General features: G+C 72.5%; 22 protein-coding genes and 1 pseudogene. 13 read left to right on the forward strand and 10 right to left on the reverse strand.

Annotated elements, in window-relative coordinates; genetic code table 11:
- Positions 1–70 precede the first annotated feature (70 nt).
- From ACQKQD_RS19370 to ACQKQD_RS19390, 5 genes are all read left to right on the forward strand, one after another.
- On the forward strand, positions 71–415 hold the full coding sequence (locus tag ACQKQD_RS19370) for a phasin family protein (protein ID WP_427509302.1): 345 nt from the start codon (positions 71–73) through the stop codon (positions 413–415).
- 205 nt (positions 416–620) lie between these two features.
- Entirely contained in the window at positions 621–1,007 is a 387-nt protein-coding gene (gene clpS / locus ACQKQD_RS19375; RefSeq protein ID WP_026605344.1) for an ATP-dependent Clp protease adapter ClpS, read from the forward strand.
- Positions 1,008–1,045: 38 nt separating this feature from the next.
- A complete protein-coding gene (gene clpA / locus ACQKQD_RS19380) occupies positions 1,046–3,532 on the forward strand; it encodes an ATP-dependent Clp protease ATP-binding subunit ClpA (protein WP_026605345.1) in 2,487 nt (828 codons plus the stop codon).
- A 92-nt stretch (positions 3,533–3,624) separates the two neighbouring features.
- Entirely contained in the window at positions 3,625–3,909 is a 285-nt protein-coding gene (locus ACQKQD_RS19385) for a hypothetical protein (protein WP_020095819.1), read from the forward strand.
- A 64-nt stretch (positions 3,910–3,973) separates the two neighbouring features.
- Positions 3,974–5,272 (forward strand): flavin monoamine oxidase family protein, encoded by a 1,299-nt coding sequence (locus tag ACQKQD_RS19390; RefSeq protein ID WP_091976921.1) that lies wholly within the window; start codon positions 3,974–3,976, stop codon positions 5,270–5,272.
- A 21-nt stretch (positions 5,273–5,293) separates the two neighbouring features.
- On the opposite strand, the gene ACQKQD_RS19395 is transcribed toward ACQKQD_RS19390, so the two are convergent.
- Genes ACQKQD_RS19395 through egtB form a run of 3 tightly spaced genes read right to left on the reverse strand, consistent with a single transcriptional unit; the run spans position 5,294 to position 8,647 of the window.
- The gene (locus ACQKQD_RS19395) at positions 5,294–6,358 is read right to left on the reverse strand and encodes an adenylate/guanylate cyclase domain-containing protein (RefSeq protein ID WP_056525392.1); all 1,065 of its coding nucleotides are present in this window, start codon (positions 6,356–6,358) and stop codon (positions 5,294–5,296) included.
- Between the two features lie 27 nt (positions 6,359–6,385).
- On the reverse strand, positions 6,386–7,360 hold the full coding sequence (gene egtD / locus ACQKQD_RS19400) for an L-histidine N(alpha)-methyltransferase (RefSeq protein ID WP_427509303.1): 975 nt from the start codon (positions 7,358–7,360) through the stop codon (positions 6,386–6,388).
- Positions 7,361–7,378: 18 nt separating this feature from the next.
- Positions 7,379–8,647, reverse strand: a complete 1,269-nt coding sequence (egtB, locus tag ACQKQD_RS19405) for an ergothioneine biosynthesis protein EgtB (protein ID WP_427509304.1) — start codon at positions 8,645–8,647, stop codon at positions 7,379–7,381.
- Between the two features lie 294 nt (positions 8,648–8,941).
- Here egtB and murI point away from each other — a divergent pair, with 294 nt between their 5' ends.
- From murI to ACQKQD_RS19420, 3 genes and pseudogenes are all read left to right on the forward strand, one after another.
- Entirely contained in the window at positions 8,942–9,817 is an 876-nt protein-coding gene (gene murI, locus ACQKQD_RS19410) for a glutamate racemase (RefSeq protein ID WP_205833387.1), read from the forward strand.
- Positions 9,818–10,065: 248 nt separating this feature from the next.
- Positions 10,066–10,311, forward strand: a pseudogene (locus ACQKQD_RS19415) (cache domain-containing protein); the annotation flags it as partial.
- A gap of 94 nt (positions 10,312–10,405) precedes the next feature.
- On the forward strand, positions 10,406–10,648 hold the full coding sequence (locus ACQKQD_RS19420) for a hypothetical protein (RefSeq protein WP_427509424.1): 243 nt from the start codon (positions 10,406–10,408) through the stop codon (positions 10,646–10,648).
- A 59-nt stretch (positions 10,649–10,707) separates the two neighbouring features.
- Here the strand turns inward: ACQKQD_RS19420 and ACQKQD_RS19425 are convergent, their stop codons facing one another.
- Positions 10,708–10,899: a hypothetical protein gene (locus ACQKQD_RS19425; RefSeq protein ID WP_020095826.1), complete on the reverse strand. Its 192-nt coding sequence runs from the start codon at positions 10,897–10,899 to the stop codon at positions 10,708–10,710.
- Between the two features lie 424 nt (positions 10,900–11,323).
- Complete coding sequence (locus ACQKQD_RS19430; RefSeq protein ID WP_427509305.1) at positions 11,324–11,536, reverse strand: hypothetical protein; 213 nt, start codon at positions 11,534–11,536, stop codon at positions 11,324–11,326.
- A gap of 242 nt (positions 11,537–11,778) precedes the next feature.
- On the opposite strand from ACQKQD_RS19430, the gene ACQKQD_RS19435 reads away from it, so the two are divergent.
- The 4 genes from ACQKQD_RS19435 to ACQKQD_RS19450 all read left to right on the forward strand — a co-directional run bounded on the left by ACQKQD_RS19435 (position 11,779) and on the right by ACQKQD_RS19450 (position 14,122).
- Positions 11,779–11,991 (forward strand): hypothetical protein, encoded by a 213-nt coding sequence (locus ACQKQD_RS19435; RefSeq protein ID WP_020095828.1) that lies wholly within the window; start codon positions 11,779–11,781, stop codon positions 11,989–11,991.
- 106 nt (positions 11,992–12,097) lie between these two features.
- Positions 12,098–12,355, forward strand: a complete 258-nt coding sequence (locus ACQKQD_RS19440; RefSeq protein WP_042673854.1) for a hypothetical protein — start codon at positions 12,098–12,100, stop codon at positions 12,353–12,355.
- Positions 12,356–12,478: 123 nt separating this feature from the next.
- Entirely contained in the window at positions 12,479–13,120 is a 642-nt protein-coding gene (locus ACQKQD_RS19445; RefSeq protein ID WP_042673855.1) for a DUF47 domain-containing protein, read from the forward strand.
- 15 nt (positions 13,121–13,135) lie between these two features.
- Positions 13,136–14,122 carry an inorganic phosphate transporter gene (locus tag ACQKQD_RS19450; RefSeq protein ID WP_020095831.1) on the forward strand — a complete coding sequence of 329 codons (987 nt, stop codon included), beginning with the start codon at positions 13,136–13,138 and terminating at the stop codon, positions 14,120–14,122.
- 33 nt (positions 14,123–14,155) lie between these two features.
- Here the strand turns inward: ACQKQD_RS19450 and ACQKQD_RS19455 are convergent, their stop codons facing one another.
- The 4 genes from ACQKQD_RS19455 to ACQKQD_RS19470 all read right to left on the reverse strand — a co-directional run bounded on the left by ACQKQD_RS19455 (position 14,156) and on the right by ACQKQD_RS19470 (position 17,143).
- On the reverse strand, positions 14,156–14,506 hold the full coding sequence (locus ACQKQD_RS19455) for a GCG_CRPN prefix-to-repeats domain-containing protein (protein WP_427509306.1): 351 nt from the start codon (positions 14,504–14,506) through the stop codon (positions 14,156–14,158).
- An 84-nt stretch (positions 14,507–14,590) separates the two neighbouring features.
- Complete coding sequence (locus tag ACQKQD_RS19460) at positions 14,591–14,854, reverse strand: GCG_CRPN prefix-to-repeats domain-containing protein (RefSeq protein ID WP_042673859.1); 264 nt, start codon at positions 14,852–14,854, stop codon at positions 14,591–14,593.
- 181 nt (positions 14,855–15,035) lie between these two features.
- Positions 15,036–16,409 (reverse strand): sensor histidine kinase, encoded by a 1,374-nt coding sequence (locus ACQKQD_RS19465; protein ID WP_427509307.1) that lies wholly within the window; start codon positions 16,407–16,409, stop codon positions 15,036–15,038.
- Positions 16,409–17,143, reverse strand: coding sequence for a response regulator (locus ACQKQD_RS19470; RefSeq protein WP_427509308.1), 735 nt, complete (start codon positions 17,141–17,143; stop codon positions 16,409–16,411). The genes ACQKQD_RS19465 and ACQKQD_RS19470 overlap by 1 nt, the downstream gene beginning before the upstream one ends.
- Before the next feature lie 151 nt (positions 17,144–17,294).
- Between ACQKQD_RS19470 and ACQKQD_RS19475 the strand changes: the two genes are divergently transcribed.
- On the forward strand, positions 17,295–18,374 hold the full coding sequence (locus ACQKQD_RS19475; RefSeq protein WP_427509309.1) for a tartrate dehydrogenase: 1,080 nt from the start codon (positions 17,295–17,297) through the stop codon (positions 18,372–18,374).
- A gap of 25 nt (positions 18,375–18,399) precedes the next feature.
- On the opposite strand, the gene ACQKQD_RS19480 is transcribed toward ACQKQD_RS19475, so the two are convergent.
- Positions 18,400–19,455: a serine endopeptidase gene (locus ACQKQD_RS19480; protein WP_427509310.1), complete on the reverse strand. Its 1,056-nt coding sequence runs from the start codon at positions 19,453–19,455 to the stop codon at positions 18,400–18,402.
- Positions 19,456–19,561 lie beyond the last annotated feature (106 nt).

The following is a 19,561-nucleotide window of genomic DNA, read 5'->3' on the forward strand; positions in this document are numbered from 1 at the left end:
ACTCTCGCGGCGATCCGAAACTGTCGGTCGCGGATGGCGGGCCGGCTCGGCGGCGGACCGGAGATCGGCGATGCAGAGACCCCCTGCCCTCCCCCTGAGCCCGGTCGCCTCCGGCTTCGGGACGCCCCTGCGGCGGTTCGGGATCGCGAGCCGGGCGGCCCAGACCCTCGGCATCGAGTATCTCGACTCGGTCAAGAAGGCCCTCGACGATCTCGGGGCGACCTGGGGGGCGCTGGCGGCGGCCCGCAGCCCGACCGAGATCCTGGCGGTGCAGGCCGCGTACCTGCAGCGGGCCGGGGAGCGCGCCGCGGCCCGCTCGGCCGCCGCCGGCGACGCAATGCTGGGCCTGACCGGCGCGTTCCTGCGGCCGACGGCGCTGGCGCCGGCCGCGGCCCGTCCCGGCCCGGCGCGCTAGCGGGTCGGCCATCATGCATCGGGGACGCGCGGTGCAGGGCGGACAAGTGCGCACAGGCGTCTGGCGAAGTCGGCTCACCGTCTGTAGATTAAACGGCGTGGAGCTGAGCGCTGCTCCCGGCAGGCCAGGATCAGGATCGGCCGTGAGGGCCGGCGGCGCCCGCTCCGAGCGAGGGATCGGTTCGACGCACATGAGACAGGTCCCCATGCAGGGCACCGCGAGTTCGACCAGGGAGCACCGGCCGGCGCGTATCGCGGTCACGGCATCCGGTTCGCGCACGCCCGGGGGCGACGACCGGTCCAACACCGCGATCATCACGCGCACGAAGCCGCGGACCAAGCGGCCGAGTCTGTACCGGGTACTCCTTCTGAACGACGACTATACGCCGATGGAGTTCGTGGTCCTGGTGGTCGAGCGGTTCTTCAACAAGAGCCACGAGGACGCCTACCAGATCATGATGCACGTGCATCAGAACGGGGTCGGCGAGTGCGGGGTCTTCACCTACGAGGTGGCGGAGACCAAGGTGACGCAGGTCATGGACTTCGCACGCAAACACCAACATCCTCTCCAGTGCGTTATGGAAAAGAAATAGGCGCCGCTCGCGGTAGGCACGAAGGACAGAGGCCAGCTTTGCCAAGCTTCTCACGCAGCCTAGAACAAGCCCTCCACCGCGCCCTGGCGCTCGCCGGGGAGCGCCGGCACGAATACGCGACGCTGGAGCATCTCCTGCTCGCCCTGGTGGATGACCAAGACGCGGCCGCGGTCATGCGCGCCTGCAACGTCGAGATCGACACGCTCAAGCGCAGCTTGGTCGACTACGTCGACACCGAGCTCTCCAACCTCACCGGCGACGGCCGGCAGGACGCCAAGCCCACGGCCGGGTTCCAGCGCGTGATCCAGCGCGCCGTGATCCACGTCCAGTCGTCGGGCCGCGAGGAGGTGACCGGCGCCAACGTGCTGGTGGCGATCTTCGCCGAGCGCGAGAGCCACGCCGCCTACTTCCTGCAGGAGCAGGACATGACCCGCTACGACGCGGTCAACTACATCAGCCACGGCATCGCCAAGCGGCCCGGCGCCTCCGAGGCGAAGCCCGTGCGCGGTGCCGACGAGGAGGGCGCGTCCGAGCGTCCGAGCGACGAGGGCGATCCCCGCGGTGCCAAGAAGAAGGGCGACGCGCTCGACGCCTACTGCGTCAACCTCAACAAGAAGGCCCGCGACGGCAAGATCGACCCGCTGATCGGCCGCGAGAGCGAGGTCCAGCGGACGATCCAGGTCCTCTGCCGCCGACAGAAGAACAACCCGCTGCTGGTCGGCGATCCCGGCGTCGGCAAGACCGCGATCGCCGAGGGTCTGGCGCGCAAGATCATCCAGCACGAGGTGCCGGAGGTCCTGGCCGACGCGACCGTCTTCTCCCTCGACATGGGCACGCTGCTCGCCGGCACCCGCTACCGGGGCGACTTCGAGGAGCGCCTCAAGCAGGTGATGAAGGAGATCGAGGCGCACCCGAACGCGATCATGTTCATCGACGAGATCCACACGGTGATCGGCGCCGGTGCGACCTCGGGCGGGGCCATGGACGCGTCGAACCTGCTCAAGCCGGCGCTCGCCTCCGGCACGCTGCGCTGCATCGGCTCGACCACCTACAAGGAGTACCGCCAGTACTTCGAGAAGGACCGCGCCCTGGTGCGGCGGTTCCAGAAGATCGACGTCAACGAGCCGTCGATCCCCGACACGATCGAGATCGTGAAGGGCCTGCGGCCGTACTTCGAGGAGTTCCACAAGCTCAAGTACACGACCGAGGCCGTGAAGGCCGCGGTGGAGCTGTCGGCCCGCTACATCAACGACCGCAAGCTGCCCGACAAGGCGATCGACGTGATCGACGAGACGGGCGCCTCGCAGATGCTGGTGCCGGAGGCGCGCCGCAAGCGCACCATCGGCATCAAGGAGATCGAGGCGACCATCGCCACGATGGCCCGGATCCCGCCGAAGACCGTCTCCAAGGACGACGCGGTGGTGCTCCAGCACCTGACCGAGAACCTGAAGCGCGTGGTCTACGGACAGCCGAACGCCATCGAGGCCCTGACCTCGGCGATCAAGCTGGCCCGGGCCGGCCTGCGCGACCCGGACAAGCCGATCGGCTCGTACCTGTTCGCGGGCCCGACCGGCGTCGGCAAGACCGAGGCCGCCAAGCAGCTCGCCGCCTCGCTCGGCGTCGAGATGCTGCGCTTCGACATGTCGGAGTACATGGAGCGCCACACGGTGAGCCGCCTGATCGGCGCGCCCCCCGGCTACGTGGGCTTCGACCAGGGCGGCCTGCTCACCGACGGGATCGACCAGCACCCGCACTGCGTGCTCCTGCTCGACGAGATCGAGAAGGCGCATCCGGATCTGTTCAATATCCTGCTGCAGGTGATGGACCACGGGAAGCTGACCGACCACAACGGCAAGCAGGTCGATTTCCGCAACGTCATCATCATCATGACGTCGAACGCGGGCGCCTCGGATCTGGCCAAGGCGGCCTACGGCTTCACCCAGTCGAAGCGCTCCGGCGACGACGTCGAGGCGATCAACCGGCTGTTCGCGCCGGAATTCCGCAACCGGCTCGACGCGATCATCTCGTTCGGCCACCTGCCGAAGGACGTGGTGGCGAAGGTGGTGGACAAGTTCGTCCTCCAGCTCGAGGCGCAGCTCGCCGACCGCAACGTCACGATCGAGCTCTCCGACGAGGCCCGGGACTGGCTGGTGGAGCACGGCTACGACGACGCGATGGGCGCGCGCCCGATGGCCCGGCTGATCCAGTCGACCATCAAGACGCCGCTCGCCGACGAGGTCCTGTTCGGCAAGCTCAAGGACGGCGGCGCGGTCCGCGTGGTCGTCCGCAAGCCGGAGGACGGCGAGGCCAAGGCCGGCGCTAAGGACAGCCTGGGCTTCGACTTCCCGGCGGGTCCCGTGACGCCCAAGCCCGAGAAGGACGTGACCAACGCCGCCAAGCGCCACAAGCGCGCCAAGCCCCGCACCGCGGCCCGGAAGAAGACGCCGAAGGACAACAAGGGCGGCGGCGGCAGCTCGGGCGGCGGCGTCCGGACCGTGCCGAAGGTGCCACTCGTGCGCGCCTAATGGTGTGCAGGCCGGCCGGCGGCCTTCCGGACTCGGGGGCCGCCGGTCTATGACCGCCGCGACGCGCATGCGCCGCGGCGAGGAGGCGCCCGATGACTGACAACCTGCACGAGGGACCTCTGTCCCCCGTCGCGCAGCCGGCGCCCCCCAAGAAGCTTACCCGGCGCGAGGAGCGGCGCCGGCGTCGCCAGCGGCGCCGCCGCGGCGAGGAGGTGCTGGCCTGGGTGCTCGTGCCGTTCATCTGCTTCGGCATCTACTGGGGCATCGCCGCCGGCTTCGACTTCTTCGGCACCTCGCCGGGCCAGGTCTGGGACCAGCTGATGCAGGTCAAGGCCATGATGGAGAAGCGTTCGGGTCCCCAGGGCGCGCGCGGCTAGCGCGCCGCCCCTGTCCGGACGCGGGAGGCGACGCCTCCGGAGACGGTTCCGAGCGGGCGCGCCCATGACACCGACCCGTCGATCGCTGCTCGCCGCCCCCCTCCTGGCGATGCCGGCCCTCCGGGCCCGCGCCGGCGGCGGATCCGTGGTCGTCGTCGGCGCCGGGGCCGCGGGGCTCGCGGCCGCCGCCCTCCTGCGGGCGGCCGGGCAGAGTTTCACCCTCGTCGAGGCCCGGGACCGGATCGGCGGCCGCGCCTTCACCGAACGGGCGCTCGGCGCCGCGTGCCGGTTCGACGCCGGCGCCGAGTACATCCACTGGGCCGAGCGCAATCCCTGGGCGCCCATCGCCCGGGCGGCCGGGGCGCACGTCGCCCGCGAGGACGGCTGGGCGCGCCGGCTCGTCGTCGACGGCCGTCCCGCCACCGTCGCCGAGGCGGCGCAGCGGCGCGCCGGCTTCTCCGGCCTCGACGCGCTGCTCGCCCCGAAGGGCGGCGACCCGTCCCTGGCGGAGGCGGCCCGGGCCGGCGGCCCCGACGCCGCCCTGGCGGCGGCCGGCCTGAGCCGGCTCTCCCTCGGCGAGGATCCCGAGCGGGTCTCGGCCGTGGACTACGACCGGCTCTGGTCCGGCTCCGACCTCTGGATCGACGGCTACGGCGACCTCGTGGCGCGGCACTTCGCCGACCTGCCGGTCAGCCTCGGCTGCCCCGTGCGGGCGATCGACTGGTCGGGCCGCGGGGTCCGGGTCGAGACGGCGCGGGGCACGATCGCGGCCGCCGCCGCCATCGTCACGGTGCCGGTCGGCGTGCTGAAGGCCGGGGCCGTGGCGTTCGCGCCGGACCTGCCGGACGCCGCCCGGACGGCGCTCGACGGCCTGTCGATGGGCGCCTACACCAAGATCGGCCTGCGCCTCGACCCCGCGCGCCTCGACGGCGCCGACCTCGGCGACGCGGTCTCGGTGGCGACGGGCGGCCCGACGATCTACTTCGAGATGCAGCCCTTCGGCCGGTCCCTGGCGGTGGCCAATCTCGGCGGCGACCTCGCGCGCGACCTGTGCCGGGCCGGTGAGGCGGAGGCGGTGGCGCTCGCCACCGAGCGCCTGGTCGCGGTCCTCGGCGGCGGCGCCCGCAGCGCCGTCCAGGCCGGGCGCCTCGCCGGCTGGTGGACGGACCCGCACGCCCGGGGCTCCTACTCGATCGCCGCCCCCGGCCACGCGGAGGCCCGCGACCGCCTGCGCGCGCCGGTCGGCGGGCGCGTGTTCTTCGCCGGGGAGGCGCTGGCGGGCGGCGGCGCCATGACGGTGGGCGGGGCGACCCTCGACGGCGAGCGCGCGGCCCGGGCGGTGCTGAAGGCGCTCGGCGCCTGACGGGCCCGTCGCCGCGGCGGTTCACGCGGTCGCGGCGCGGCTCGGCAGCGGTCGCGCGGGTGCCGCGACGGCGGCCCGGCGCCGGATCGCCGCCACCGCCAGGGGCTCGGCGCGGCCGCGCAGGGCGTGGGCCCCGAGATCCTCCGCCACGAGGTCGTCCGGCAGCGGGCCGAGCCGGGCGAGGAGGTCGGCCGAGACGAGGACGTCGACCCCCAAGGTCTTCGACAGGGCCTCGAGCCGGGCCGTCGTGTTCACGACGTCGCCGAAATACGCGATCTTGTGCCGCTCCAGCCCGATCTCGGCGGTCACGACCGGGCCGCAATGCAGCGCGGCGCGGAACTGCGGCACCTGCCCGAAGCGATCCCGCCAGCTCTCCGCCTCGGCGGCGAGGCGCTCCTGGAACGCGAAGACGCAGCGCAGGCAGGCGGCGTCGCGCAGGCCCCGCTCCATCGTCCAGGTCACCAGCGCGAGGTCGCCGACGTAGTCGTCGATGGAGCCGCGGGCGCGCGCCACCGGCAGCGCCAGGGCGTTGAACACCTGCCCGAGGTAGGCCTGCGCCGCCCGGTCGCCGTGGCGGTCGGCGAAGCGCGTCGACCCGGTCACGTCGAGGAAGAGGAAGATCCGCTCCTCGCTGATCGGCCGGTGGTAGCGCCCGATCAGCAGGTTGGCGAAGACGCCGGGGCCGATCAGGTCGCGGACCCGGAACACGAACACCACCAGGGCCGAGATGCCCAGCGCGTAGAGCAGGCCGGACTGCGACATCAGCATCGCGTTCCGCTCGCTGTACATGAAGCGGAACAGCTGGTTCAGCACCGTGCTGGCGACCGCGTTCCCGACCACGATCAGCGCGATGTAGAGCGCCACGGTGGCGAGCAGGAACAGCGGCGTCGCGAGGCCGCGGATGCGGTCGCGCAGCCGCGGCGCCAGCAACTGCCGCTCGTAGAGCAGGATCGGCGTGCCGATGATCGCGCCGCGGATCGCCGTCCCGGTCAGCGGGGCGATCCCGAAGATCACCCCGTAGAGGAGCCCCGCCAGGGCTCCCAGGGCGGGCGCCACCAGCAGGAACCAGCGCGGGCCGAAGCGCATGGGTTCGCGTGCCCCGCCCGACCCCGCTCAGTCCAGCCGGAGCGCGTGGACCGAGAACAGCTGGTCCGGGTCGGTCCAGACCGTCAGCCACGTCCAGCCCGCCCGCTCGGTCAGCGCGCGGAACGTGGCCGGCGTGTACTTGTAGCTGCTCTCGGTGTGGATCGTCTCGCCCGCCGCGAACGCGAAGGTGTCGGTGCCGACCCGCACCGCCTGGGCGTCGCGGGCGACGAGATGCATCTCGATCCGCGAGGCGTCGGTGTTGAACACCGCCCGGTGGCTGAACGCGCCAGGCTCGAAGCGGCCGGCGAGCTCCCGGTTGATCCGGGTCAGGAGGTTGAGGTTGAAGGCCGCCGTCACGCCCTGCGCGTCGTCGTAGGCGGTCTCCAGCACCGCCGGGTCCTTCACGAGATCGACGCCGACGATCATGTGGGCGCCCGGCCCCAGGATCCGCCCGAACCGGCGCAGCAGCGCCTCGGCCTCGTGCGGGTCGAAGTTGCCGATGGTCGAGCCCGGGAAGAACCCGGCGCGCGGCAGGCCGTTCAGGCTGTCCGGCAGGTCGAAGTCGCGGGTGAAGTCGGCCACGACCGGCTCGACCCGCAGGTCCGGGAAGTCGCCCCGCAGGACCTCCGCCTGCCCGCGCAGGAACTCGCCGGAGACGTCCACCGGCACGTAGGCCGCGAGGGTGTCGAGGTGGCGCAGGAGACGGCGCAGCTTCACGGTCGAGCCGCTGCCGAACTCCACCAGCGCCGCGTGGGCCGGCAGCAGGGCGGCGATCTCGGGCCCGCAGGCGTCGAGGATGCCGATCTCGGTCCGGGTCGGGTAGTATTCCGGGAGCCGGGTGATCGCCTCGAACAGCGCGGACCCGGCCTCGTCGTAGAAGTATTTCGGCGACAGGGCCTTCTGGGGCTTGGACAGGCCCGCGCGGACGTCGTCGAGGAAGCTCAGCGGCGGCGCGTCCAGCGTGACCGGCGTCGCGTCGGCGAAGGTGGGCTTGATGGTCAAGGGCGGCTCCGGGGCGCGTCAGGCGGCGTCGGCGAGGCGCAGGCCGGTGAACTGCCAGCGCTGGTGCGGATAGAAGAAGTTGCGGTACGGCAGCCGGGCATGGCCCTCTGGGGTCGCCACCGACGAGCCCCGCAGCACGAACTGGTTGGCCATGAACTTGCCGTTGTACTCGCCGAGAGCCCCCGGGAGCGGCCGGTACCCCGGGTAGGGGACGTAGGCGCTGCGGGTCCATTGCCAGACGAGGCCGAAGGCGTCCGGCAGGCCGCCGTCGCGGGCCGCGACCTCCCACTCGAACTCGGTCGGCAGGAAGCGGCCGGCCCAGCGGGCATAGGCGTCGGCCTCGTAGTAGCTGACGTGGGTGACGGGGGCGTCGAGGTCCACCGGGCGCTCGCCGCCCAGCGTCATGGTCGCCCACCCCTCCCCGTCCCGGCGCCAGTAGCCGGGGGCCTCCCAGCCCTCCGCCGGTCCGGCGTACCAGCCGTCGGAGAGCCACAGCTCCGGCTTGGCGTAGCCGCCATCCTCCATGAAGGCGAGCCACTGGCGGTTCGTCACCAGCGCCCGGTCGAGGCGGCCGGCCGGGATCAGCGTCTCGTGGCGGGGCGACTCGTTGTCGAACGAGAACCCCTCGCCCGCATGCCCGATCCACGCGATCGCGCGGTCGAGGGTGACCTGGCCGGCCTGCGCCGCCGCCTTCGGGAAGCGCCAGTCCGGGTCGTAGGCCGGGTTCAGTGGGTTCTGCGCGAAGGCGTGCAGGATGTCGGTGAGGAGGAGCTCCTGGTGCTGCTGCTCGTGGTAGAGGCCGATCTCCAGGATCGGCAGCACCGCCTCGAGCGCGCGCTCGGAGGCCTGGCCCAGCAGGGCCTCGACCGCCCGATCGATATGGGCGCGGTAGGCCGCGACCTCCGCCATGGTCGGGCGGGTGATCATGCCGCGCTGGATGCGCGGCTGACGGGGACCGGCCGCCACGTAGTACGAGTTGAACAGGTAGTGCAGCCGCGCGTCGTAGATCGCGTAGCCCGGCAGCTGCTCCCGCAGCAGGAACTGCTCGAAGAACCACGTGACGTGCGCCCGGTGCCACTTGGTCGGGCTGGCATCGGCCATCGACTGGACCTGCTGGTCTTCCGGCGAGAGCGGCGCGGCGCGGCGCTCGGTCTCGCTCCGGACCTGCCGGTAGGCGGCGATCCAGGCGGCCCGGTCGATCGGCCGGGCCGTGACGTGCGGCGGCGGGAAGGCCGGTGCCGCGGGGTCGCGTCTCTCGTCCGGGCGCAGTGCGGCTGTCGCTGCCATGACGATGATCCCTTTTTTCGGGCCTGACCGAGAACCGTCTTCTCGACCCCGGCCGGCGCGCAGAAGATATGTTCCGGCCGTGTTCCGACAACCTCTGCAAGAGCGGACGCGGCAGCTTCGCGTGCGCCTGGTCGGCGCGCGGTCGCCGCTCGGCCCACCGGGCCTCTTCGCCGCGTCGGCGCGCCGGTTAACGGAACGGGTTGGGGATCACGGGTCTTTCTCTCGCCGCAGTGACACCGCCTTAACCCTCGCTGCCGAGATTTTGGGACGCTCTTCGAGGAGTCCGGGGTTCTCATGCGGATCGATCTGATGGCCGGGGCCAGCCTGTCCGCCGCCGCTCTGCGCTGCGCCGCAGAGCCGACCATCCTGGTGTTCGATTCCGGCCTCGGCGGCCTGACCGTCCTCGACGCGGTGCGGCGCGCCCGCCCGGATGCCCGCTACGTCTATGTCGGCGACGACGCCGCCTTCCCGTACGGCCGGCTCTCGGAGGCGACGCTCGTCGCCCGCGTCCTCACCGTGATGGAGCGGCTGGTCGCGACCCACCGGCCCGACCTCGTGGTCATCGCCTGCAACACCGCCTCGACGCTGGTGCTCCCGGCACTGCGCCAGCGCTTCACGACGCCTTTCGTGGGGGTGGTCCCGCCGATCAAGCCCGCCGCCGAGGCGACGCGCTCGCGGCTCGTGACCCTGCTGGCGACTCCCGGCACGGTGGCGCGCTCCTACACCCACGACTTGATCGCGACCTACGCGGGCTCCTGCGCGGTGACGCTGGTCGGCTCGCAGAACCTCGCCGGCTTCGCGGAGACCGAGCTCGCGGGCGCGCCGGTGGACGACGCCACCCTCGCCGCCGAGATCGCCCCCTGCTTCGTCACCGAGGCGGACGGGCGGCGCACCGACGTGGTCTGCCTCGCCTGCACCCACTATCCGCTGCTGCTGCCGCGCCTCCAGGCGGTCGCGCCCTGGCCGGTGACCTGGATCGACCCGGCGCCCGCCATCGCCCGGCGCGTCGTGCAGCTGATCGGCCCCCTCCCCCGCGAGGCGGACCGGCACGGCTCGGCGCTCGGCGCCTTCACGGCCGGCACCTGCCTGACCGACGCCCTGCGCGCGGCCCTCGCCGCCCGGGGCATCGGCGACGTCGCCGTGGAGGCGGTGCCGCTGCCGATGCAGTGAGGCAGTGCGGCGTCTCTCGCCCTGTCATCCCTTGTTCGGGTGATGACCGGTTCAGGCTGACAGGTCTCTCATTCCACCGGTTCGACACGTCATGTTGAAAGCGGGAGAGGCCGATGGCGTCCAGGGCTTCGAGACTGGCGATCCTCGCGCTGCTCGGACTGGGACCGGTCGCGCCGGCCCGGGCCTGCGGTGACGGTGAGGCTCCGGTATCCTGCGACGATCCGAGCCCGAATGGCTTCGCCTCCTGGATGCTCGGCCGCGTCGATCGGGCCCTGAAAGCCGACCGGACCCGGGCGCTCCAGGACTTCACCGACGGCACGCGCGGGTTCCGCACCGCCGACACCTATGTGTTCTGTATCGATGCGGACGGCGTCATGACCGCCCACCCGAACCCGATCCTGAAGGGGCACGACGTCCGCGACCTGCACGACCGGACCGGCCACCACTTCATCCGCACGATGCTGGACACGGCCAGGCCCGGCCAGATCTCGGTGATCCGCTACCTGTTCCCCAAGCCGGGCAGCACCGTCGAGGAGCCCAAGACCACCTACTACACCCGGGGCCGGGGACCAGACCTGCGCGGTCGGCGTGTACGACGCCGACGCCGCGGCCCCGACGGTCGCGACGCCCGAGGGCCGCGTCGCCCTGCTGCGCCAGAAGCTCGACGGCCAGATCCCGAGCAGTGCCCGCGCGGACTGGACCGCCTTCCTGGAGGCCCTGAACGCGCAGGGCGACGAGAAGGCGACGGCGATCGCCGAAGCCCGGCGCGAGCTGAGGGCGGCCGCGAGTGCGCTGGATCAGGCCGGGCTCGGCGCGGCGCGCGGCGAGTAGGCGGGGCGGCCGGGGGCGGCTCGGGCGCCGCGTCGGGGTCGCCTGTCAGGCCGTGCCCGTCACCGCAGGATCTGGGCGCCCGCGATCTGCGCCGTGGCGACCGGGGCCGCGTCGGCCTCGGCGGGCACGACCAGATGGACGAACAGCATGCCGGCCGCGACGATGAGCGCCAGGGCGAGGATGCGCCACAGTTCCAGGATCGGCTCCTGCGCCGGGGCATCCTGAATCGCTCGGTTCGTCTCGCTCGGCATCGCTTCCGCTTTCCCGCCTGTGACCCTCCGGATCGGACACCCGGAGGATGAACGCTTGGTAAAATCCGCCCCGATCGGCCCGGCCCGCCGAGGCGGGCTCGGCGGGGAGCGGGGTCCGGCGTCGGGATCGTCGCCGCCACCGCGAGGCAGAGGGAGCGGGCGCTGGCGATCGCCTCGCCGACCGGGGCCGTGTCGCAGCGGAATGGGGCCGCAGCGGGACGGGCCCGGTCCCGCGGCGTGCGGTGCCGCACCCGCTGACGTTGCGGCCGGGGCGCGGTCCCGGTCACGAGGCCGAGCGCGGAGGCCGCACCCCGTCGTCTCGGATCCACCCGCACGTCCAGGAAGCGAGTGGGACGGGCTCGGGTGAGACGTCGATGGCCGGCGCGGATCCGGGCCGGTCCCGGTGCCCGCGGGTCCGGTCGACCTACGCGGCGGCCGGCAGGGCGGCGACCTCGCAGCTGTCCGCGCGCAGGCGCCAGTCGACCACCCGGGCCCCCGCGCAGAGCAGCGCCTTGGCCTGCCAGACGGCCGACACCTCCGACTGCGCCCGGACCAGGATCGCGCGCTGCCGCACCCGGTGCTCGTGGCCGGTATCGTCCGCGACGGTCTTGTAGAAGGTGACGCGATAGAGGCGCATGGTCGGGGCTCCGGTTGGGCGCGGGGATCGTGGGAGACCGGGGCGGCGCGCGCATTGATCCCGCGCAAGGACGGGACGCCTGCCACGAGCGCGGGCGTCGCGGGTGGGCGCAATCAGTTGTCGACAGTTGAATACCCGGCGATACAGGGCGTTGATTACATTCGCGGGAATGGTCTAGCTTCATCAGCAATCGTCCGCAGTCCGGAACGGTCCGCGGCGGGGCTCCAGACCGGGAGTGCCTGATGTTCGAGAGCGTGTTCTGGGGTGCGGTACTCGTCGCGCTGATCGGTTCGGCCGCGCTGGTGGCGATCGGCGCCAGCGTCCAGCCGCGGTTGGGTCGCAAGATGGAGATGGACGCGCGCCTCGCCGATCCGCGCCGCACCTTCGGGCGCAAGCGGCGCTGGGCGCGTCCGCCGCGGACGATGCGGCGCCCCGGCCTGCTCCCCATGCGGTGACTAGCGCTGCACCAAAGACGTACATCTCCCGCCGCCGGCGCGCGTGATAGCTACCTGTTCACTGCGGAAATGCAGTGTTCACGCCGGGCTGGAGGGATCGGTACTGATGAGCGTGCGTCAGATTTGTGATCAGGTTCGGATCGCCGAGCAGGCCTTCACCGCCGCGCTCGGCAACATGAAGGCCGCAGGCCTGCGCGAGTCGCTGACCCGCGAGCTCCAGGAGATGGAGAGCGCCGAGATCGACGCCGGGCAGGACGCGGCCGCGGCGCGGTCGGCCTCCTGGAAGCGGGTCAAGATGCTGCACGGGCTCGGCTACCCGGTGGATTTCGGCTGGCTCCACGCCGCCGCCAGCCCGGTCCGCTGAGCGGCGCCGCCCCGCCGGCAGATTGTTTGCCGGCTGCCGGATCGGGTCGGCGCTCTCGCCCGTTGTGCCTGCCGGGTGTCGTCGCACCCGGCCGCCGCGCCGACCTCTCGATCCGGACACGCCATGCTGGCTTGGTTTCGCGCCCTGATGCCGCGGGAGGACCGGTTCTTCGATCTCTTCGAGCGTCACGCGCGGACGCTCGAGGACGGCGCGGCCGCCCTGCGAGGACTTCTCGACGGGACTCAGGCCGTCCCGGCGGCCTACGCGGCGATCGCGGCCCACGAGGACGCGGCCGACGGGATCACCCGCGAGGCGCTGCTGGCGGTCCGCCGGACCTTCATCACGCCGTTCGACCGCGGCGACATCCAGGCCCTGGTCGGCTCCCTCGACGACGCCATCGACCAGATGCTCAAGACCGCCAAGGCGGTCCAGCTCTTCGAGGTGACCACCTTCGAGCCGGCGATGCGCGAGATGGGCGCGGTCATCCAGGAGGCCGCGCAGGTCACCGCCGAGGCGCTGCCGAAGCTGCGGGCCCTCGGCGAGAACGCCGCCGCGCTGAACAGCCTGACCGAGCGCGTCATCGAGCTGGAGGGGCGGGCCGACGACCTGCACAATGACGGGCTGAAGGCCCTGTTCAAGGCCTCGGGGCGGGACCCCATGGCCTTCCTCGTCGGGTCCGAGCTGTACGGCCACCTGGAGAAGGTCATGGACCGGTTCGAGGACGTGGCGAACCAGATCAGCAGCATCGTCGTCGAACATGTCTGAGCCGCAGGTCGCCGCGTGACGCTCCTCGTCGTCCTCATCGTCCTCGCCCTGGTCTTCGACTTCCTGAACGGGCTGCACGACGCCGCGAACTCCATCGCCACGATCGTGTCGACGCGGGTGCTGGCGCCCCGCTACGCCGTGTTCTGGGCGGCGTTCTTCAACTTCGTGGCCTTCCTGGTCTTCGGCCTGCACGTCGCCGGCACCGTCGGCTCGGGCATTATCGACGTCGCGACGGTGGACGACCGGGTCATCATGGGCGCGCTCGGCGGCGCCATCACGTGGAACCTGGTCACGTGGTACGCCGGCATCCCGTCCTCCAGCTCCCACGCCCTGATCGGGGGCCTGCTCGGCGCCGGCATCGCCAAGGCGGGGGTCGGCGTGATCGTCTGGCCCGGCGTCATCGCCACCAGCGCCGCCATCGTCCTCTCGCCGGCCCTGGGCTTCGCCCTCGGGCTGCTGCTGATGCTGGCGGTCTCGTGGATCTTCGTCCGCTCGACGCCGCACGCCGTGGACCGCGTGTTCCGGGGCCTGCAGTTCGTCTCGGCCTCGCTCTACTCGCTCGGCCACGGCGGCAACGACGCCCAGAAGACCATGGGCATCATCGCGGCCCTGCTCTACGCCCACGGCGAGAGCGGGGCTTTCCACGTGCCCCTCTGGGTGGTGCTGTCCTGCCAGACCGCCATGGCCCTCGGCACCCTGATGGGCGGCTGGCGCATCGTCCACACGATGGGGTCGAAGATCACGCGGCTGTCGCCCATGCAGGGGTTCTGCGCCGAGACCGGCGGCGCCGCGACGCTGTTCGCCGCGACGGCCTTCGGTATCCCGGTCTCGACCACCCACACGATCACGGGCGCCATCGTCGGCGTCGGCGCCGCGCGCCGGGTCTCGGCGGTCCGCTGGAACGTCGCGCAGGGCATCGTGATCGCCTGGGTGATCACGATGCCGGCCGCGGCCCTGGTCGCGGCCCTGACCTACGCGGCGTCGGGGCTCGTCCTGCCGTAGGGGACGGGCGCGGCCGGATCCGGCACGGGGTCACTAGCGATGGTGCCAGCCGCCGTGGTGCCAGCCACCGTGCCAGCCCCGATGCCAGCCGCCGCGCCATCCCCCATGCCATCCTCCATGCCAGCCGGCATGGCGGAAGCCGCCCCAGCGATAGCCGCCGCCCCACGCGAAGCGTCGGTGCCAGCGGTAGCCGTAGTGCCACCGGTAGCCGACGCGCGGATAGACCGGGACGTAGACGAACGGCCTGTAGCCCAGATTCGGCCGGCACCAGCCGTAGACGTTGCGGTGGAAGCCGGGCCCGCAGCCGTCGCGCGCCTCGGCGCTCGAGCCGGCCAACAGGACCCCCGCGGCGAGCGCCACGGGCAGGACGAGAGTGCGGATCATGACTCAACTCCGGGAGTGTCTCCACGGGAGTCCGGCCGCGGGGCCGGACGCGGAACGGGGGACGCGATCGAGCGTCCCGGCGTCTCAGTTCGGCCAGCAGCGGCGGCCGTAGGGGCCGATGTGGAAGCCCGCCGGGCACGAGCGGCCGCGGATGTAGCCGCCCCACTGGCCGCCGGTGCGGCAGCCGCCGTACGGGCCGCGATGGCCGTAGGGACCGCAGCCGCCGTAGACCTGGATGATCCGGGCGCCGTCGGCGCCGTCGGAGACGGCGTCCTGCACCAGCGGCAGCGCCGAGGCGGGCACCGCGAGGCTCACGAGGAGGGCGGCGGGAGCGAGAACCTTCAACATCGGTGATCTCCTTCTGCTCGATCGGTCAGCGCGGCCCGGGGCCGGCTGCCGCCGCCGGGACGGAGGATCCGCCGCGGCGTGTGAGCGAAGGTTCGTCCGCGCGCGCTGCCCGGATGTGACCGGGGAGCGCCGTCCTGTAACGATGTGTAACGGCCGGTTGCGGGCCCGTTGCGGCCCGCCCTCAGGACAGGCTCGGCAGGGTCACGACGAGCCGCGCGCCGCCGTCCGCGCCGGCCTCCGCCACCACCGTGCCGCCGTGGGCCTCGGCGATCTGCCGGCTGATGGCGAGGCCCAGGCCTGTCCCGCCGGTCTGCCGGCTGCGCGAGCGCTCGACCCGGTAGTACGGGCTGAACACCGCCGTCCGCTCCGCCTCGGGAATGCCCGGCCCGTCATCCTCGACGACGATCCGGCACACCGTCCCGGCCCGGCTCACCGCCACCGCCACCGAGGAGCGTCCGAACTTGACGGCGTTCCCGATCAGGTTGGCCACGACCCGGCGCAGGGCGACCGCGTCGCCGGCCACGGTGGCGTCCCGCACCTCCTCGCCGGTCAGGCTGATCGTGGCGCCCTGGGCGGCGTGCTCGGCTACCTCGACGGCGACGAGATCGGCGAGATCCACCGGCGCCCGGGTCGCCTCGACGGCGGTGCCGCGGGCGAACCCCAGGGACGCCTCGATCAGCTCGGTCATGGCGTCGAGATCCGCCACGAGCTTGTCCCGGAGCAGCGGCTCCGCCACCACCTCGGCGCGGAGGCGCAGCCGCGTCAGGTAGGTCTTGAGGTCGTGCGAGATGGCGCCGATCAGCAGCGAGCGCTCGGCCATGAGGCCGGCGATCCGCTCCTGCATGCCCTGCACCGCCTGGGCGAGACGCCGGATCTCGGGCGCCCCCCGGGGGGCGCTCACCCGCTCCGGGGCGCGGCCGTCGAACCGGGAGACCGCGTCGGTCAGGCGGCGCAGCGGCGCGAGTTCGTGGCGCGTGCCGACCAGGACGAGACCGGCCGCCGCGGCGCCGAGCACCGCCACCCAGAGGCTCAGCGGCTGGCCGAACAGCCACGGCATGAGCGAGCGATGATGCTCGGCCGCGCTGATCACGGCGTACCGGCCGTCGGGCAGCCGGTAGGTCGCCAGCGCGAGGCGGCCGATCGGCCCGGTGCGCTCGGCCTGCGCGATGTTGGCCGGATCGACGCCGCGGCGCAGCAGGGCGGCGTCGGTGTAGGCCTGGACGCGGTCGGCCGGCTCGGCCGTCATCCGCTGGATCCGCGTTTCCAGGCGGGGCTCGCGGATCAGGTCGACGGTGTCGGGCGGCGCGTCGACGATCTCGGCCCGCAGCACCTCGCCGCTGACCGCCTTCAGGATGGCCGGCCTCTGGGCGGGATCCGCGTCGCGCAGCAGCGTCATGATGCCGGCGGCCTGGTCGACCCGCGGGAAGCGCGAGCCCGCGGGCAGCCGCTCCTCCCGGCGCTGCCAGTGATCCAGGGCCACGGTGGCGAGGACGAGCAGGGAGAGGGCGCCGAGCAGGAGCAGCATGATGCGCCCGAGGAGCCCGACGCGGCCCATCACGGCGTTCCGGAGCGGACCGGGGCGGCCAGGATGTAGCCGGCATTGCGCACGGTCCTGAGCAGGGACGCGGCCTGACTGCCCGAGGCGTCGAGCTTGTGCCGCAGGCGGCTGACCTGGACGTCGATGGTGCGGTCGAAGGCGTCGGCGGTCCGGCCCCGGGTCCAGTCGAGGAGCTGGTCGCGCGAGAGCACCCGCTGCGGCCGGGTGACGAAGCAGTGGAGCAGGTCGTACTCGGCGCTGGTCAGCGGGATCTCGGCGGCGGGATCGCCGGTGATCACGGTGCGGGCCGCGAGATCGACGACGAGGTCGGCGACACTGAGACGCTCGGGGGCGGCTGCGGCGGGCTGGCCGCCGGCGCCGTGGGCCCGTCGCAGGACCGCGCGGATCCGGGCCAGCAGGACCCGCGGGTTGAACGGCTTCGAGACGTAGTCGTCGGCGCCCATCTCCAGGCCGAGGACCCGGTCGATGTCCTCGTCCTTGGCGGTCAGCATCACGACGGGCGGCCCACCGGCGTCGCGGAGGCGGCGGCAGATGGAGAGGCCGTCCTCGCCGGGCAGCATCCAGTCGAGGACGACGAGGTCGGGCGCGGGGCCCGCCGCGATCAGGCGGTCGAGGGCCGCGCCGCCGTCGAGGGCGACGGCGCGGAACCCCTCGCCCTCCAGGTAGCCGGCGAGCAGGGCGCGGATGTCGGGATCGTCCTCGACGATGGCGATGGTGGTGCCCTCGTGCATGGGGCGAGCATAGGGGTGGCCGGCGGCACGGCAACGCGAAACTGCACAGTGTCACAAAACGTTACACGTCCCGATCCGGACACCGAGCCCGCGCCCGCCGTCACGCGCTCGCTTTCTCGTCTCGCCCCCGAAGACACACGGGAAAACACCCATGACGAAGACCTACAATATCGCGGCCATCCCCGCGGACGGCATCGGCGTCGAGGTCATCGCCGCCGGCATCGAGGTGCTCGACGCGCTGGCCGAGAAGACCGGCTCCTTCGCCTTCCAGTTCGACCATTTCGATTGGGGATCGGACTACTACAAGAGGCACGGCGCGATGATGCCGGCCGACGGCCGCGACCAGATCCGGAACCACGACGCGATCTTCTTCGGCGCAGTTGGGGCGCCGGACGTGCCCGACCACATCACCCTCTGGGGCCTGCGGCTCGCGATCTGCCAGCCCTTCGACCAGTACGCCAATGTCCGCCCGACCCGGATCCTGCCGGGCATTACCAGCCCGCTGCGCAACGTCTCGGGTCCGGAACTCGACTGGGTGATCGTGCGGGAGAACTCGGAGGGCGAGTACGCCGGCGTCGGCGGACGGGTCCACCAGGGCCACCCCAACGAGGTCGCCACCGACGTCTCGATGATGACCCGCTCGGGGGTCGACCGGATCATCCGCTACGCGTTCGAGCTCGCCCGCTCCCGCCCGCGCAAGCTGCTCACCGTGGTCACCAAGTCCAACGCCCAGCGCCACGCCATGGTGATGTGGGACGAGATCGCCGCCGCGGTCGCGAAGGACTTCCCGGACGTGACCTGGGACAAGATGCTGGTCGACGCCATGACGATGCGCATGGTGACGAAGCCCGAGACCCTCGACACGATCGTGGCGACGAACCTGCACGCGGACATCCTGTCGGACCTCGCGGCGGCGCTCGCCGGGTCGCTCGGCATCGCGCCGACCGCCAACATCAACCCGGAGCGGACCTACCCGTCGATGTTCGAGCCGATCCACGGCTCGGCCTTCGACATCGCCGGCAAGGGCATCGCCAACCCGGTCGCGACCTTCTGGACGGCGTGCCAGATGCTGGAGCACCTCGGCGAGAAGCCGGCGGCCGACCGGCTGATGCGCGCGGTCGAGCGGGTCACCGCGGATCCGAACCTGCACACGCCGGACCTCGGCGGCACGGCGACGACCCGTCAGGTGACCGACGCTGTCATCGCGGTGATCCGGGGCGACAACGCCTGAGGCGTGCCCGGGTGCCCGGGCGGCCTCAGGGTGCCTCGCTCGCGAGATCCGGGCTCCGGGTGCCGCAGGCCCGGCAGAAGCGCTCGAAGGTGCTCTTGCGCTGCGCGCAGGATGGGCAGTGCGCGAAGATGCCGAGCCCGCAATGGGGGCAGAAATTCGTGCTCGGGTCGTCGAGGGCGATCGGCCGTTCGCAGCCCGGGCACGCCTTCTTGGCGAGGCGCGCCAGGGCCTGGTCGGTGGCGATCTCGGTTCGCCGCTCGGCGTCCGGGCGCGCCTCCACCACGGCCTGCCGGGCGCGGTAGGCGTGCAGCGCGTTGATCGCCGCCCGGCCCGCGACCAGGGTGACGATCACGCCGACGCCGTACTGCACGTAGCCGCCGTAGCTCGGCATGTAGGGCACGAGCTCGACGAAGAACGCGAAGGCCGCCGCGAAGGCGAAGCCCCACACGAAGGGCCAGTTGCGGGTGCGGCGGCGCTTGAGCAGGAGCCATCCGGCGAGGGCCAGCAGCGGCAGGGTCAGGGCGAGGCGATAGCCGAAGACGCGCAGCTCCTGGCCGCGCTCGGCCGCGTCGAGGCGCGTCTGCGCGGCGGCCCGCAGATCGGTGTCCACGCGCAGCTGCGCCGCCTCGCGCTCCGACAGGTCGAGCCCCGTCCGCGCCAGGGCCGCGAGCCGCTCCTCGATGGTGCGCTCGGCGGCCTTCAGCGCGTCGAGCTGCTGCGTGCGCGCGATGAGCCCGGGATCCTGGTCGACCCGCTGCGTGGCGTCGCGGGTCTTCAGCCAGTTGGCGAAGGTCTCGCGCGCGCCCTCGGAGGCGGCCTGCGCAGCCTCGAGGGCGAGCTGGTCCTGCTCGACCGTCCGGCGGTTGTCGTCCTGCTCCCGGCGGATCTGCTTGAGGGCCTCGGCCGACGCCGTGCCCTGGTCGGTGTCGAGGAACTGGTCGAGAGTGTAGCGGTGCTCAACCTGCGGCAGATCGCCGACGACCAGCGAGCCGAGCCCGATCAGGAACCACGCGAAGACCAGCGCGACGAGCCAGAGCGCCAGAGTGAACCAGCGTTCGGAGAGCCTTGTACCGGACCGCACGCGAATCGACCTCGCCGAAAACCGAAGCGGGTCCTTATACCGCGCGACGCGCCCGGGATACCGCGCGACGCGCCCGGGATATGCCGGCTGGCCCGGCTTCCGGGCC

The organism is Methylobacterium sp. NPDC080182 (assembly GCF_050281105.1).
In the GTDB taxonomy this organism is placed as follows: Bacteria; Pseudomonadota; Alphaproteobacteria; order Rhizobiales; family Beijerinckiaceae; genus Methylobacterium.

Bases quoted from the DNA above. Each gene is read 5' to 3' on its own strand.
- ACQKQD_RS19430 (WP_427509305.1), bottom strand. From the start codon at position 11,536: ATGCGCCTCTATCGCGTCACCTTCTACAAGACCGTCGCGGACGATACC.
- ACQKQD_RS19370 (WP_427509302.1), top strand. From the start codon at position 71: ATGCAGAGACCCCCTGCCCTCCCCCTGAGCCCGGTCGCCTCCGGCTTC.
- ACQKQD_RS19440 (WP_042673854.1), top strand. From the start codon at position 12,098: ATGAGCGTGCGTCAGATTTGTGATCAGGTTCGGATCGCCGAGCAGGCC.
- ACQKQD_RS19425 (WP_020095826.1), bottom strand. From the start codon at position 10,899: ATGCCGAGCGAGACGAACCGAGCGATTCAGGATGCCCCGGCGCAGGAG.
- murI (WP_205833387.1), top strand. From the start codon at position 8,942: ATGCGGATCGATCTGATGGCCGGGGCCAGCCTGTCCGCCGCCGCTCTG.
- ACQKQD_RS19475 (WP_427509309.1), top strand. From the start codon at position 17,295: ATGACGAAGACCTACAATATCGCGGCCATCCCCGCGGACGGCATCGGC.
- ACQKQD_RS19445 (WP_042673855.1), top strand. From the start codon at position 12,479: ATGCTGGCTTGGTTTCGCGCCCTGATGCCGCGGGAGGACCGGTTCTTC.
- ACQKQD_RS19455 (WP_427509306.1), bottom strand. From the start codon at position 14,506: ATGATCCGCACTCTCGTCCTGCCCGTGGCGCTCGCCGCGGGGGTCCTG.
- egtB (WP_427509304.1), bottom strand. From the start codon at position 8,647: ATGGCAGCGACAGCCGCACTGCGCCCGGACGAGAGACGCGACCCCGCG.
- ACQKQD_RS19470 (WP_427509308.1), bottom strand. From the start codon at position 17,143: ATGCACGAGGGCACCACCATCGCCATCGTCGAGGACGATCCCGACATC.
- clpS (WP_026605344.1), top strand. From the start codon at position 621: ATGCAGGGCACCGCGAGTTCGACCAGGGAGCACCGGCCGGCGCGTATC.
- ACQKQD_RS19460 (WP_042673859.1), bottom strand. From the start codon at position 14,854: ATGTTGAAGGTTCTCGCTCCCGCCGCCCTCCTCGTGAGCCTCGCGGTG.
- ACQKQD_RS19395 (WP_056525392.1), bottom strand. From the start codon at position 6,358: ATGCGCTTCGGCCCGCGCTGGTTCCTGCTGGTGGCGCCCGCCCTGGGA.
- ACQKQD_RS19465 (WP_427509307.1), bottom strand. From the start codon at position 16,409: ATGGGCCGCGTCGGGCTCCTCGGGCGCATCATGCTGCTCCTGCTCGGC.
- ACQKQD_RS19390 (WP_091976921.1), top strand. From the start codon at position 3,974: ATGACACCGACCCGTCGATCGCTGCTCGCCGCCCCCCTCCTGGCGATG.
- ACQKQD_RS19435 (WP_020095828.1), top strand. From the start codon at position 11,779: ATGTTCGAGAGCGTGTTCTGGGGTGCGGTACTCGTCGCGCTGATCGGT.
- ACQKQD_RS19385 (WP_020095819.1), top strand. From the start codon at position 3,625: ATGACTGACAACCTGCACGAGGGACCTCTGTCCCCCGTCGCGCAGCCG.